Source organism: Streptomyces sp. NPDC051286 (assembly GCF_044455345.1).
Taxonomy (GTDB): Bacteria; Actinomycetota; Actinomycetes; order Streptomycetales; family Streptomycetaceae; genus Streptomyces.
In genome coordinates this window covers 1-13,714 of sequence record NZ_JBITER010000082.1, presented here as the reverse complement: position 1 = coordinate 13,714, position 13,714 = coordinate 1, and the positions used below count along the sequence as shown (strand labels likewise).

General features: G+C 66.6%; 11 protein-coding genes. 3 read left to right on the top strand and 8 right to left on the bottom strand.

Features of this window, described 5'->3' with window-relative positions; genetic code table 11:
- Positions 1-201 precede the first annotated feature (201 nt).
- The 4 genes from ACIBB8_RS35925 to ACIBB8_RS35910 form a co-directional block, all read right to left on the bottom strand.
- On the bottom strand, positions 202-1,512 hold the full coding sequence (locus tag ACIBB8_RS35925) for an epoxide hydrolase family protein (RefSeq protein WP_398959384.1): 1,311 nt from the start codon (positions 1,510-1,512) through the stop codon (positions 202-204).
- A 634-nt stretch (positions 1,513-2,146) separates the two neighbouring features.
- The gene (locus ACIBB8_RS35920) at positions 2,147-3,070 is read right to left on the bottom strand and encodes an RNA polymerase sigma-70 factor (protein ID WP_398959382.1); all 924 of its coding nucleotides are present in this window, start codon (positions 3,068-3,070) and stop codon (positions 2,147-2,149) included.
- A 156-nt stretch (positions 3,071-3,226) separates the two neighbouring features.
- Positions 3,227-3,700 (bottom strand): carboxymuconolactone decarboxylase family protein, encoded by a 474-nt coding sequence (locus ACIBB8_RS35915; RefSeq protein ID WP_398959380.1) that lies wholly within the window; start codon positions 3,698-3,700, stop codon positions 3,227-3,229.
- 437 nt (positions 3,701-4,137) lie between these two features.
- A complete protein-coding gene (locus ACIBB8_RS35910; protein ID WP_398959377.1) occupies positions 4,138-4,704 on the bottom strand; it encodes an isochorismatase family protein in 567 nt (188 codons plus the stop codon).
- 594 nt (positions 4,705-5,298) lie between these two features.
- Here ACIBB8_RS35910 and ACIBB8_RS35905 point away from each other — a divergent pair.
- On the top strand, positions 5,299-6,414 hold the full coding sequence (locus ACIBB8_RS35905; protein ID WP_398959375.1) for a PP2C family protein-serine/threonine phosphatase: 1,116 nt from the start codon (positions 5,299-5,301) through the stop codon (positions 6,412-6,414).
- Between the two features lie 248 nt (positions 6,415-6,662).
- Here ACIBB8_RS35905 and ACIBB8_RS35900 read toward each other — a convergent pair whose 3' ends face one another.
- The 3 genes from ACIBB8_RS35900 to ACIBB8_RS35890 all read right to left on the bottom strand — a co-directional run bounded on the left by ACIBB8_RS35900 (position 6,663) and on the right by ACIBB8_RS35890 (position 11,135).
- The gene (locus ACIBB8_RS35900) at positions 6,663-9,035 is read right to left on the bottom strand and encodes a SpoIIE family protein phosphatase (RefSeq protein ID WP_398959373.1); all 2,373 of its coding nucleotides are present in this window, start codon (positions 9,033-9,035) and stop codon (positions 6,663-6,665) included.
- Positions 9,036-9,896: 861 nt separating this feature from the next.
- A complete protein-coding gene (locus ACIBB8_RS35895; protein ID WP_398959371.1) occupies positions 9,897-10,733 on the bottom strand; it encodes an alpha/beta fold hydrolase in 837 nt (278 codons plus the stop codon).
- A 69-nt stretch (positions 10,734-10,802) separates the two neighbouring features.
- A complete protein-coding gene (locus tag ACIBB8_RS35890; RefSeq protein WP_398959369.1) occupies positions 10,803-11,135 on the bottom strand; it encodes a hypothetical protein in 333 nt (110 codons plus the stop codon).
- 187 nt (positions 11,136-11,322) lie between these two features.
- Here ACIBB8_RS35890 and ACIBB8_RS35885 point away from each other — a divergent pair, with 187 nt between their 5' ends.
- Both ACIBB8_RS35885 and ACIBB8_RS35880 read left to right on the top strand, forming a co-directional pair.
- A complete protein-coding gene (locus ACIBB8_RS35885) occupies positions 11,323-11,601 on the top strand; it encodes a hypothetical protein (protein ID WP_398959367.1) in 279 nt (92 codons plus the stop codon).
- Positions 11,602-12,091: 490 nt separating this feature from the next.
- A complete protein-coding gene (locus ACIBB8_RS35880) occupies positions 12,092-12,847 on the top strand; it encodes a dienelactone hydrolase family protein (protein WP_398959365.1) in 756 nt (251 codons plus the stop codon).
- A 224-nt stretch (positions 12,848-13,071) separates the two neighbouring features.
- Here the strand turns inward: ACIBB8_RS35880 and ACIBB8_RS35875 are convergent, their stop codons facing one another.
- Complete coding sequence (locus ACIBB8_RS35875; protein WP_366136632.1) at positions 13,072-13,344, bottom strand: DUF6225 family protein; 273 nt, start codon at positions 13,342-13,344, stop codon at positions 13,072-13,074.
- Between the last annotated feature and the right edge of the window lie 370 nt (positions 13,345-13,714).

Sequence of the window (13,714 nt, the reverse complement as noted above, 5' to 3'; positions counted from 1 at the left end):
GGTCCTAGAGAAACCCCATCATCGCAGGTCACAAGGCACTTCTTCGTTCCGAGAGAAGCCGTCCACAGACATCAAACCGGTGGATCCGGGCTCAGGATCCGTCCCATAACCCCAGACGCTTGAGCCTGCGCTGCCGGAGCCGCAGGCAGTGCCTCGTGCGCGAGCAGATTGCGCCCCAAGGCCCCTTTCCGGAAGCTGGATTTATTTGCCGGCGGTTCCGGGGCGGCGTAGCGACGCGAATGCGGCCCGGATTTCGTTGGTGAAGATATCCGGCACTTCCCAGGCCGCGAAGTGACCACCCTTACGGGCCTTGTTGAAGTAGATGAGCTTGTGGTAGCTGCGCTTGGCCCAACTGCGTGGCGCCTGGTAGATTTCGCCAGGAAATACCGTGATTGCGGCCGGGACGGAAACCGACACAGCGTTGAAGTTGTTGGCGTTGTTCTCCCAGTAGAGACGAGCGGAAGAAACCGCGGTGTTGGTGACCCAGTAGAGCGTGATGTCGTCGAGCATCTCATCTTTAGTGAGCACCCGCTCGGGATCGCCGCTGCTGTATGTCCATGCGGCGAACTTGTCGTACATCCAGGCGGCCAGTCCGACTGGCGAGTCCGTCAGCCCGTATCCCACGGTCTGCGGGTGGGTGACCATCATGGCGGAGTAGCCCGAGCCCGTCTTGTAGAAGGCGGCAAGTCTGTCGTATGCAGCTTTCTCGTCGACGGACAGGCCGACCGGGGCCGGGTCGCCACTGTTGAGTTTCTTTGCGATGTCCGCCGGAACGGTGGCCGGGAAATTGAGGTGAATACCGAGCAATCCCGCGGGTTGCTGTACCGCCATCTTGTCTGAGATCACCGAACCCCAGTCGCCACCCTGGGCAACATAGTGCTTGTATCCCAGCCGTTCCATCAGTACAGCCCAAGCGCGCGCAATGCGGTCGGGCCCCCAGCCCGTACTCTTCGGCCTTTCCGAAAAGCCGTAGCCGGGCATCGATGGTATGACGAGATGGAATGCATCGTCCGCGCGTCCCCCGTGCGCTGTGGGGTTGGTGAGCGGATCGATCACTTTGAGAAATTCCAGGATTGAGCCCGGCCAGCCATGTGTCAGGATCATCGGCAGGGCATTAGGGTGGCGAGAGCGGACGTGGATAAAATGAATATCGAGTCCGTCGATCTTGGTCAGGAACTGCGGCAAGGCATTCAGCCTCGCCTCGACCTTCCGCCAACTGTAGGCAGTTCCCCAGTGGCGTGCGAGTTCTTGAATCTTTGCCAACTGGACACCCTGGGACTGATCGCGGACGGTCTCACGGTCGGGCCACCGTGTAGCGATGATGCGCCGACGAAGGTCGGCAAGATCCCGTTCCGGAACATTGACGCGGAAGGGGCGAATGCTTGCACTTTCGTTCGTTGCGACCGGCTTCTGGGAGGGCGGGGCAAAAGCCCCTGTGGTTGCCGCAGTCATCGTGGCAGCCGAGGTGAAAAGAAACTTCCGTCGAGAATGCCAATAGGAAGTTTCGGGCATGACGGACCTCCTTGAGCCATTCCGTGATTTTTGGAGAAAAGAACTCTCGCTAACGCCCCAAATTTCTCATCGCCGACAGCGGGGATTCGGTGCGGAACTCCTGCGCCCCAGGGATCCTCCACCCGGATGGGCCAGCGATCAGCGGCAAAGAGAGGCTGATGTCCATTGCAGGAGCACTGTGAATGTAACTGGACGCAACGTTATTTTCCTAGCTGTGAGCTCGCAACTCGGCCTCCGCAAGTAGCGAACGACGTGAACGTCAGCGGACATGTGATGTCGGGGGCCGCCACGGCATCTGCCTGGCAGCCCACCATCATGGATGGATGGAAGCGGTCTGGCGGCGGCTCTCGTCCTCGGCGCTGCCGGAGCGCTCATCGGTATCCGCCGCCAGGCCACCACCGAGGTCTCGGTCGATCCCTCGACCACCAAGGCGATTCTCGAGGGGCTGGGGCGGGACACCGAGCGCAGCACCGTGCTGGACAGCGCACGTGGGTCCCGGCGGCCGTCGATCCAAGACCGATCACCCACAGTCACACCGCAACTGGCCGTCCATGGGGGCGGGGTCCGTGGCGGGGGCGACGAACGGACAGGCGGACAGGTGGTGGCCGGCCCGAGGTGCGGTCGGCTGTTGCGGTTATTCCGTGGGCCGGCGTACCTGTCTTACTTCGCGGTCGATTGCCCAAGCGTCCGCTACTGGGCCCACGTGCCCGAGCTTGTCGGGGTTGATCACCGAGCGGATCGTCTGGATCTGCCCGTCGAGTACATCGAGGGTCAGGGTGTGGAGCACCTTGTCGTCCCGGTCACGGAAGATCGCACCCGGCTGGCCGTTGAGCTCGTGCCGCTCGAACGTCACGTCGATCCGGGCCATCCACGGGAAGACGGAGGCAAGCAGCCGGGCCACGTTCTCGGCGCCGATGACGGCCCTGGCCAGCTGCGGGGCCTTGCCGCCGCCGTCGCCGACCATCGATACGTCGGCGGCGAGCAGTTCCTGCAGGCCGGCGATGTCGCCTTCGCGGAGGGCGTCGAAGAACCGCGACGCCAGTTCCTCCCGCTCTTCGCGGTCCGCTTCGAAGCGCGGCCGACCGGCCTCCATGTGCCGCCGTGCCCGCACCACCAGCTGGCGGCACGCCGTCTCCGACCGCCCCACCGCCGCGGCGACCTCGTCGAACCCGAAGCCGAACACCTCCCGCAGCACGAACACCGCCCGCTCCAGCGGGCTGAGCCGCTCCAGCAGCAGCAGTGCCGCCATCGACACCGAGTCGGCCAGCTCCACCGACCGCGCCGGATCCTCATAAGGGTCGGCGACAAGCGGCTCGGGAAACCACGGGCCCACGTACTCCTCCCGCCGCACCCGCGCGGAGCGCAGCACATCGATCGAGACCCGCGTCACCGCGGCCGACAGAAAAGCCTTGGTCGACGTGGGCCGGGTCGCCGAGCCGTCAAAGCGCAACCACGTCTCCTGCACCGCATCCTCGGCCTCACCCACACTGCCGAGAATCCGATAGGCAATCGAAAACAGCAGCGGTCGCAGCTCCTCGAACTCCTCGACCTTGCTCACGCCGACTCCCCTCTCCCTGAAGCCCTTCCATCTGGCCGTACTCGCCGGCACAGACGTCTTCTGGTGATCACCGGGACCGCCAGCAGGCCAGAGTAAGGCCATCGAGCCAGGGGCCCGGAGCCCGCAGCCGGGCCCCGAGCCAGTTGCTGATGCTGTTCAGTGGAACTGCCCGGGCTCGTAATTGCCGGCCGGCTGCTGGGTGATGATGTTCAGCCGGTTCACTGTGTTCATGAAGGAGACCAGGATCACCAGGGCGGTGAGCTGCTCCTCGTCATAGTGCTTGGCGGCGTACGCCCACACCTTGTCGCTGACCCCGCCGGCCGCGTCCGCGACCCGGGTCCCCTCCTCCGCGAATTCCAGCGCAGCACGCTCGGCCTCGGTGAAGACCGTGGCCTCCCGCCACGCCGCCACCAGGTTCAGCCGCACCGAGGTCTCGCCGGCAGCGGCGGCCTCCTTGGTGTGCATGTCGATGCAGGCGGCGCAACCGTTGATCTGGCTTACGCGAAGCGCCACCAGCTCCTGCGTCGCGGCCGGCAGCGGCGAGTCCTTGAGCGCTTTGCCCGCCGACATGAAGTACTTGAGGGTCTTGCTGGCCGTCGGGCTGGCGAAGTAGTTCAGTCGCGCGTCCATGGTGTGCTCCTCTGCGGTTGTCAGTGGCTACACCCCTGAGACGGGGTAGCTCGGCCTCCTGTGACATAGTCGAATGTGACCTGCGTCTCCCCGGCCGTCGGTGTGCGTCAGCCGGCGAAGCCGGGTCGGATCAGGTGATGACGCCGAGCATCGGGAGAGGGTCGGTGGCGCAGGCGCCACCCGGAACGTCGCGCCTGACCGCCCCGTTCTTCAGGGAGTTTCCGCAGCCCTGATCACTTACGGGCGATGAAGCAGCCGCGGCCCGCCAGGTCTTCTGGCGGGCCGCGGTGTCAGTTGCTTGTCAGCTGCAATCCAGCACGTCGAGCAGATGAATTCGCGGGTGCAGATCTCGCTCGACGTGCATCGCCGAGAGCGTGGCCGAGGTTGCCGCAAGAGGGATCTGCGGGGCGCTCGCTCGACGTCGGTCGTGCTTCGTCTCAGGCGCTGGGGCTCGCAGCGAAGTCGACGTCCGCGGTGTTGACCGTGCCCGCGGTCCGGCCGGGGGCCGTGTGGTACTTCCAGTACAGGTTCGTGTGGGCGATGACCTTGTCGGGCGTCGGCGCTCCGTACTGCGACAAGTCCTCCGTGGTGTGGGCGTCGCCGACCAGCGTCGCGTCGTAGCCGCGGGTGATCGCGCCGTGGAGCGTCGAGCGGATGCACGCGTCGGTCTGCGCGCCGACGACGAAGAGTCGGCTGATGCCGCGCGCGGCGAGCACCGACTCCAGGTCGGTCTCTTCGAAGGAGTCGGCGTACTCCTTCTGGACCAGGGGCTCGGAATCGCGCCGCACGAGTTCGGGTACGTACTGCCAATTCTTGCTGTCCCGGGGCAGCTCGTCACTGTTGTGCTGGACCCAGACAACGCCGATATCAGCAGCGCGCGCCTTGTCGACCAGGGTGCCGATGTTGGCAACGACGCTTTCCCGGGAGAACGCCTCCCCTACGACGCCGTTCTGCACGTCTATGACGAGCAGGGCGGTGTTCGGCCGGTTGACGAGCGTGCTCACGGTGCCTCCTGGTACATGGGGATCGCGGTCTCGGCGATGCTATGCCCATTCGGGCTTGCAGCGGGACGTCGTCGGACTTCAGTGGCAAACGGCCAAGGATCAGTGATCCCCGGTCTCGAGGTGCGGATCCCCAAGGGCTCCGTGGTCCGTGATGCCAAGGGCAACCCGGTCACCGAACTCGGCATCACCGCGATTCCGATCCACTGGCCGCCGATCCCGCACCCGCAGAACAGCGTGGTGCCGGTCTGCTCACCGTCCGGCCCGGCCCGGAGGCGCTGGCTTGGGGGCGGGGCGTCCGTGCCGGCAGAGATGCCGTGGATGTCAACCTGTGCAAGCTGCGCTACTTCGTGGCCGAGGAGTTCGCACTTCGGCCGGGCCGCCGCGCCTTCGGGGTGGGCGCGAGCCTTCGTCGGCCACTTTTCTCACGCAGCTGATCTGCGGCCCTTCACGTGGGCACCGCGCTTGTCACGGGCGGACCTGGAAGCAATGCGGTATCCCTGAAGTGTGGATTCCCGGAGCAGCCCCTTGGCACTCCACCAGCACGGACCGTACTCCAAGGCACTGCTGGCGGTGCCGTTCGGTCTGGTTGCCCTGGTGACCGTCGTCGACGTCCTGGTACCGCCTGAGGTCCACCTCGGTCCGTTCCTCGTCGCGGCACCAGCCGTGACGGCCTCGTTCGCCGGTCTCCGCATGACTGCTTTCGTCGGTGCAGTCGCCGTACTTGCACAGGCACTGGTGGCTGTCTCGCGCACCAGCTTCAACGATCTCAATCACACCTACCAGATCATCGCGCTCTTCCTGATCTCGGCGTTCGCCGCCTTCCTCGCCGGCCTGAGGGAGCAGAGCGATCTGCGGCTCAATCAGCTGCGCTCGGTCGCTGAAGCGGCCCAGCACGTGGTGATGCGCCCCCTGCCCGTACGGAGCGGTCCCTTGCGCATTGCCTCGGTCTATCTGGCTGCGGAGGACGAGGCGCAGCTGGGCGGTGACCTGTACGCGCAAGCACGTACCGATGACGGAACCCGGATGATCGTCGGAGATGTGCGAGGCAAGGGCCTCGATGCCATCGGCGAGGCTGCCGATGTGCTTGGCGCTTTTCGTGCACTTGCACACAAGGAGACCGAGCTGTCCGAACTGGTGACTCTCTTGGACACGGGCGTCGCAGCCAATACGGCCGACGCTCACCAGGAGCGAGCAGAGACGGCTGACGGGTCGGAGACCTTTGTCACCGCAGTGGTGATCGAAATCCCTGACTCATCTCGCGAGATCCACCTGATCAGTTGCGGACATCCACCGCCTCTTCTGCTGCGCGGTGACCGAGTGATTTCGCTGGAGGCACGCGAGCCCTCACCTCCTCTGGGACTCGGTAACCTGCTTGCCGCACCCTCCACGACCGACTCGTTCCCCTTCGATGTCGGTGACGTCCTGCTCCTGTACACCGATGGTGTCATCGAAGCCCGTGACCCTTCAGGAGCTTTCTACTCCTTGCCGCAGGCGGTGTCCGCCTGTCTCTCCAAGGAGCCGGAATCGCTGCTGGCGCACCTGAACGCCGATCTTCAGCGTCATGCGGGCGGTCACCTGAGCGACGATGCGGCCATGGTCGCCATTGAACGCCTGGAGGTGACGGCTGCGCCCGAAGTCGTGAGGTGCCGCCTTGACGACAGACAGCGACCGGATCAGGTAACTCCCGGGTGGACAGACTTCGATCAGTGAGTCTTTTCCGACCGAGGTTTTCTGCTGCCGAGTTTTTCGCTACAGCATGACGAAGCTCCTGGTGGACAGGGTCTCGACCAAGATCACCCGTATCTGCCGGCAGATACGGGTGCCGACTGGAACGCAGCACGAGTGTGGGGCAGGCTCCACCGCGACCGCCCCAGGCAGGCCGTTCTCTCTGCGGCAGTTGGTGTGCGACACCTGTGTCTCCGGACCGATTGGCACGCCCGCTCACTCGTCCCGAGCGCCTACACGGGAAGGGGTTGCTCGGCCCAGATGGTCTTGCCTGTGCCGGTATGCCGCATTCCCCAGCGCTCGGTGAGCTGGGCGACCAGCATGAGGCCTCGTCCGCCCTCGTCGAAGATGCGGGCACGGCGCAGGTGCGGTGCGGTGCTGCTGGCGTCGGCGACCTCGCAGATCAGTGTCCTTTCCTTGATCAGTCGCAGCTGAATGGGCGCGGAAGCGTAGCGGATCGCGTTGGTCACCAGTTCGCTGACCACGAGTTCGGTGACGTAGGCCAGGTCGTCCAGCCCCCAGGCGTGGAGTTGGGTGGTCGCCTGAGAGCGGGCTTCGGCCACGAAGGCCGGCTCGGCGGGAAGATCCCAGACGGCGACGTGCCCGCTGTCCAGGGCACGGGTACGGGCGATGAGCAGCGCGACGTCATCGGCGGGCCGCTCGGCGAGCAGAGCATCGAGCACGCGGTCGCAGGTGGTCTCCAACGATGGATCCGCGTCGGCGAGGGCCGTGCGCAGAGCGTGCAGGCCGGCGTCGACATCGCGATGGCGCGCCAGGACAAGGCCGTCGGTAAAGAGGGACAGGAGGCTGCCTTCGGGCAGTTCGCGTTCAACGGATTCGAATGGCAGCCCGCCCAGGCCGAGCGGCGGGCCGGTGGGCAGTTCGAGGATGTCCACCTTGCCGTCAGGGGTCACCAGAACGGGCCAGAGGTGGCCGGCGCTGGCGAGCGAGCACTTGCGGGAGATGGGGTCGTAGACCGCGTACAGGCAGGTGGCTCCGAGTTCTCCGAAGGGCGCCTCGGCTCCGGACTCGGGCCCGGATCCGAGCCGGACGACCAGGTCGTCCAGATGCGCAAGCAGCTCGTCCGGGGCCAGATCGACGTCGGCGAGGGCGCGTACGGCGGTGCGAAGACGTCCCATGGCGGCGGAGGCATGGATCCCGTGACCGACCACGTCGCCGACAACGAGAGCAACGCGGGCGCCGGAGAGCGGGATCACGTCGAACCAGTCACCGCCGACACCGACCTTCGAGTCTGCGGGCAAATAGCGGCTGGCTACGTCGACAGCGGTCTGATCGAGAATCCCCTGCGGCAGAAGGCTGTGCTGGAGGGCCAGAGTCGTGGTGTGTTCGCGCGTGTAACGGCGGGCGTTGTCGAGGCAGACCGCGGCGCGCGCCACAAGTTCCTCGGCGATCTGCAGGTCGTCCTGGTTGTACGGCGCGGCGGACGGATCCAGACGGATGAAGAGCACCACGCCGAGGTTGGTGCCGCGGCCGCGCAGCGGCACCGCCATCAGCGAGTGCGCGCCGTGCCGATTCACCCAGGCGGATCGGTCCGGGGCTTGGGCCAGCCAGCGGGTCAGCTCGGGGTCGCCGATGTGGTGCACGGCGCCGAGACCGGTGGCCAGGCAGCGAGCAATCGGCGAAATCTCCGGGTAGCGGGACAACCCGCCGACCGCGACGGCAGCTTTCACGTCGGGGCAGACGGCCACGCGCCGCAGCAGCAAGGGACCGTGGATGGGAACCGGCGGAGGCTCGTCGCCGTGCAGTACGGGGTCGAGGAGATCGACCAAGACGTAGTCCGCGAGGGCGGGCACGGCCACTTCGGCCAGTTCCTGGGCGGTGCGGGTCACGTCCAGGCTGCTGCCGATCCGCCTGCTGGCCTCATCGAGCAGTGCCAGGCGTTCGCGGGCCGCGTACTGCTCGGAGAAGTCGAGGGCGGCCAACTGCACGCCGTGCACCAGCCCGAGGGAGTCCTTCAGCGGGGTGAAGCGGACGATCCAGGCATGCGCTTGGGGCTCTCCTGGCACCTTGACGTTCATCTCGATGCGCTCGGGCTCACCGGTCTGCAACACGCGATCGACGGACTGCTCGGGGGCCCGGAAGGCGGGATCGGGCATGTGATCGGTGATCCGGAGGCCGCGAAGATCCCGCTCCGAGGCGGCAAGCTGCTTGCTCATGGGCTCGTTGATCCGCAGGAACCGGCCCTCGGAGTCGTAGATTGCCAGGGCGAACGGCGACTGGTCGAACGACCAGCAGAGCAGCGGGTCCCTGGCACGGTCCACCTCCTCCTGCACCGGGACGCTCTCCAGCAGCCAACTGGCTCGCCCGTCACCCGTGGGCAGCGGACGCGCTCGCAACCGGCACTCGACCGCGCTGCCGTCCCGGTGGCGGAGCACCACCCGCCCGGTCCATTCCTCCCGCCGGCCCAAACGCTGACGAACGCCGACGGGGAGGGGCGATGCAAGCAGCGCCGCCGCGAGCCGGCCGACGGCCTCACCGGCGGAGTACCCGAGCAACTGTTCCGCACCGGCGCTCCAGCTGGTCAGCGTCCCGTCCGGAGCTGCCACGGCAAGAGCCGCGGCGGAGGTGAGGGAGTCACGAGGCATGCTCGTCGGTGTGTCCATGGCTGATCCACCCGCCTTCGAGTCCACTGCTGATTCAAGGATCTCTCGGTCCTGCTGCCAGATCGCGTTGGACGGGGCCGCACATGCCGGACGCAGAGATGGGACTCCAGGGGAACCGGGGAGTCGACGACGGTGACCATCCGTAGCGGTTGCCGGTCAGGCGAGCGCCTGCCGGTATCGCGCTGATCGGCACGGCACGGGAGTCGATCCGGCGGTGCCGCACCCACTCCGCGGCGCCGGGCAGAACGGCGGGTCGAGCGCCCTCCTCCGTGAGGGTCGGGCTTCCACGCGCCCCGCCTCGCCCACCACCCGGTCCACCAGCTCGGGCGAGCAGGACCCCAGCCGCCCCAGGCGTGAAATCAGCACTCCGGCTCAACCGGCCGTCCGTCTCGAGAGCAGCGGCATGGTCATCGCTTCGACAGGGGACCCAGGCATGCTGTGCCCGGACGCCATCGTGCAGAACCGTCCGACACCGACACCGACACCGAGGCGCAGGCAACCAGACGCTGGTGCATGGGTGGGACCGGCCGCCGGGCTGGGCCTATGGGGCCTCGTCGGCATCGGCGATGACAGCCACGTCGTGGTCGCCCCCTTGCTGCTGGCGCTTTGGTGGCAGCGGTTCTTGCATGGCGCCGGCGATGACCGTGGTCACGACCTGTGAACGGCTCCAGCCTCCGGCGGGGGTGCTTTCCCGGTCGGCGAAGAGCAGGTGCCCGGCCCCGATCAGCGTGGGAGCGAGTGCGGAGACGTCGGCATCGGCCGCGATGCGGCCCCGTTCATGCTCGATGGTGAGGTACGCCCGAGCCGGCCAGAACCGCCGAGATACGGCGAGGATGTGGTCGCCTACCCCAGGAACGCCTTGGTGGTTGCCACGAACCGGTCGGCGTCGTCGAGCCACGGATAGTGTCCGGCTCCCGCCTGAACGACGAGATCGGCGTTCGGAAACAGACCGGCGAACTCGGCCATCGTGCGAGGAGGGGCGCCCGGATCGACCTCTCCGGCGACCAGGAGCACCGGCGAAGCGAACCCGGCGAGCGCGGCGCGAGTGGCGTCCGGATCGAATGCGCCCTCGGCGCCGAAGGCAGCCACGATCTCCATGTTCATCTGCTCATCCCCAGCAGCCTGGTGGGCCTGAGCCACCTCGTCCCAACGACCATAGGAAAACGGTGCGATGGCCTTCCAACTGTCGCTGGTGGCCTTGCCCGCCACTATTTCCTCCAAAGCCGCGAACGCTGCCGGGAACCACGGCTCGTCCCGGCGGAGCTGCGCAGTCTCGCACCGGAGGTTTCCTGTGATCGTGACGTCGACGGCCCGGACGCTCGGTGTGATCAGCGCCAGCTTCCTGACGCGTTCCGGATGGCGGCCCACATACAGTGTTGCCAGATTCGCGCCGGCGCAATGTGCGAGCAGGTCCATCCGATCCAGGCCGAGGTGCTGGCGTAGGGCTTCCAGGTCGTCGACGAGTCGGTCGCAGCGACAGGAGGCGGCGTCTTCCGGCATCTCCGACCGGCCGGTTCCCCGGAGGTCCAGCCTGATCAGCTGCCGGTGCGCGGAAAGGCCACCGAGATCGCCGAGGTACGCGGAGTCCGTCGGTCCCCCCGGCAGGCAGACCACGGGATTTCCATCGCCAAAGACGTGGTATGCAAGCTTGGTGCCGTCATACGCGGAGAAGGCAGGCATGGCAAAGACCCTTTCAGTGGTGTTTCGGGCAGAGGTGCCGAAGCGGAACGTCGGCTTGATCCACGCAGGTCAGTCGTGTGCCTGCGGGGCGTCGAGGTCTCGGACGAGATGACGTGCGAAGAAGCGCTGTGAGCTCTCCAGCTCGAACGTGGGGATGCCTGTGTGGCGGCCCGGATTGGCGTCAGCACGCGTCGCCGGCGCGGCGTTGTGCCGGGCGATGAGCGGGCCGATGGGCTTGCCGGCAGACATTCGTTCCCTGATGTCTGCGACGAACTGCTCGTCCTGCTCGGTCCATTGGCGGTCGCCGTGTCCAGGCGCATCGATGGCCGCCACCGCAAAGCCGCAGCGAGTTACGTAACAGCGGGCCCGGGCCACGAGGCCCTGCGCGCTTGTGCTGGCCACCGCCATGGCCCAGCAGCACCAAGGGGCGCCTGCGATGAGCACCGGTGGACGACCAGAGCAGACCTGAGAGGCCGGCATGGGTGAACGGACGTTCCGAGACGCCACTCGAGGGCGTCTCCGAGGTGAAGTACACAGGTTTGTGGCCTTTCGGGATGCCTACGGGCGCTCCCAGGGCCACCTATGTCAGATGAACCGCACAGCCGCGGGGGAGGAGAGCACCCAGCCTGATACAGCGTTAATGGGTCTCACCCCCTCGGTCGGTCACGTGCACGGCGACGCTATCAGGCCCCGGCCGCGGGGAACAGGATGGGCGAACACGGGGCTGTCCGAGCTGCTCAGCGATCTGCGTTTCGTCCACTGGGCCGAGCCGGAATTTCGGGCGCCGCAGGCGGATGCAGCGTTGCGTGCTCAGCTGACCAGGCACGAATCGCTGGTCCGGGGCTGCAACATCGCCTATGACCAGTGACGTTGGAAACCCCGACGTCGTCGACTGTGTGCGAACGGGTTCAGAGGCAGCCGCAGTTGGTTCCGTACAAGAGGAACCACAGGGCGAGGAAGAGAAGCACGGTCATGAGGGGCAAGCCCAGCCGGCGAACCCGAAGCGGACCGAGGTGTCGCCAGACTGCGATCGCGACAACGACGCCGATGAGCAACACTGCGATAGCCGCCTCATGACCTCGGCACCGGGAGACAATGCAACCTTGATCGGAAATCCCGCAGCCCATCCTGGAAGGCCACCAGTCAGCAGCACGTGGAACGGTCCGGACGGCCCTGCTCCAGGCCCGTCCACGGGAGTCGTCGACGTGTGCGCCGGTTGAAGCATCCCCCTCAATGGGCAGGGCCACGGGGACGAAGGCAGCCCTGCCCGCAGCCGCGTCCATGTGGTGCCCGACAACAAGCACAGGTCGCCCGCAGCAGGGCCCCTACCGAACTCGAGACAGGAAAGAGAAGCACCGATGACTACCGTGCACGGAACAGCGGTAAATATCCCCACCCCGGATGGCACGGCCGACGCATACCTGGCCCATCCCGACGACGGCAGCCCCCATGCCGCTGTCCTGCTCTACATGGACGCCTTCGGCCTGCGCCCGCACCTGAAGAAGATGGCTGACCGCCTTGCCGGGGCCGGGTACACCGTGCTGGTCCCCAACGTCTTCTACCGTCATGGCCGCGCCCCGGTGGTGGAACTTCCCGACTTCATCGACCCCGTCCAGCGCCCCGACATCTTCCAGCGCATCGCCCCCATCAGGCGGTCACTTACTCCGGAACTGGCGATGCGTGACGCCGACGCCTACCTGAGCTGGTTGGCCGCTTGCCCACAGGTTACCGACGGCCCGGTGGGCGTCACCGGCTATTGCATGGGTGCAGGACTGGCCCTGCGCACTGCCGGCACCTACCCGGACCGCGTCGCCGCCGTCGCCGGCTTCCACGGCGGGCATCTGGCCCCCGACACCCCCGACAGCCCGCACCTGCTCGCCGACCGCATCACCGCCGAGGCGTATTTCGGGCATGCCGATCAGGACCAGGCAATGCCCCCCGAGCAGATCGACCGTCTCGAGAAGGCCCTCACGGCAGCAGGCGTCCGCCACCAAGGCGAGGTCTACCGAGGCGCGCACCACGGCTACACCCAGGCCGACGCCGCCGCCTACAACCCGCATGGAGCCGAACGCCACTGGACGGCACTTCTGGACCTCCTCTCCCGTGCGCTCTGATCTACCCCGGCTATCCTGTGCGAGAGCGGCTACGCGCACAGCCGCCAGGGCAGAACGAGGCGCCGCCCAAGGTGCGGTTGCTGAGGGCCGGATCTCTTCGGCAATCGCATAGGTAATCCTCCGTGGTTCACGCTCAGGTCCACAGGGCTGCTCCTTCGATGCGGGCGTGTCCGGCGAATGCTGCAGCGGTATCTGAGGGTCCCGTGGACCTGAGTGTGACCGGATCAGTCGAGACGGTCGTATCTGTCTGGCTCCCAGTCGGCGAACAGGGTCAGCGCCTTCTCCGTTTCGGTGCGTTCTGGCGTCGTCGCGGTGGCAGGCCACCAGTTCTCCACCTGGTGGGCGTCCACGAGGACGAAGCCGCGGTACCCGTCGAAGTCGCCAGGGTCGCTTGCCACACCGATATGGATGGGTGCGTCATCGGGCAGATCTTTGAGGGCGTCGCGCAGCTGTGCGGCGTTCCAGATTTGAGGGGTGTGCTCGAAGGTGTCGGCCATGCGCACAGGTTGCCGGAGTGGGCTGTCCAACTGGGGGAGACACGGCTGCTTACCGGGCTAAAGCGCTGATCCGGTGCAAGGGTGGGGCAACGAACAGACCATCCGCCGGGAAAGACCAAGGCCGTCAGCCGACAACGTCGAGCAACTCGCGCTCGCGCTGGGCGCCTCAGGCTCTCCTCGCGTTCCCAGAGCAGCGTGTCGGCCAGCAGCTCCGACCGGGGTCGATGACAGAGCCCCGCGGCGCGCCGACATCGTTGGTGAATCCGCCCCGTCGCTCAGGCGGCTCTACCGTCTTGATCGGGTTGATCGAGCCATTCGTAGGGTTGGGTCGCCCAGGGGTGCTGGGTGTGGCTATCAGGCGGCTGCCGTC

Excerpts from the sequence above, each read along its gene's own strand:
- ACIBB8_RS35900 (WP_398959373.1), bottom strand. The coding sequence starts at position 9,035 with ATGCCTCGTGACTCCCTCACCTCCGCCGCGGCTCTTGCCGTGGCAGCT.
- ACIBB8_RS35895 (WP_398959371.1), bottom strand. The coding sequence starts at position 10,733 with ATGCCTGCCTTCTCCGCGTATGACGGCACCAAGCTTGCATACCACGTC.
- ACIBB8_RS35880 (WP_398959365.1), top strand. The coding sequence starts at position 12,092 with ATGACTACCGTGCACGGAACAGCGGTAAATATCCCCACCCCGGATGGC.
- ACIBB8_RS35875 (WP_366136632.1), bottom strand. The coding sequence starts at position 13,344 with ATGGCCGACACCTTCGAGCACACCCCTCAAATCTGGAACGCCGCACAG.
- ACIBB8_RS35915 (WP_398959380.1), bottom strand. The coding sequence starts at position 3,700 with ATGGACGCGCGACTGAACTACTTCGCCAGCCCGACGGCCAGCAAGACC.
- ACIBB8_RS35885 (WP_398959367.1), top strand. The coding sequence starts at position 11,323 with ATGAACCGCACAGCCGCGGGGGAGGAGAGCACCCAGCCTGATACAGCG.
- ACIBB8_RS35925 (WP_398959384.1), bottom strand. The coding sequence starts at position 1,512 with ATGCCCGAAACTTCCTATTGGCATTCTCGACGGAAGTTTCTTTTCACC.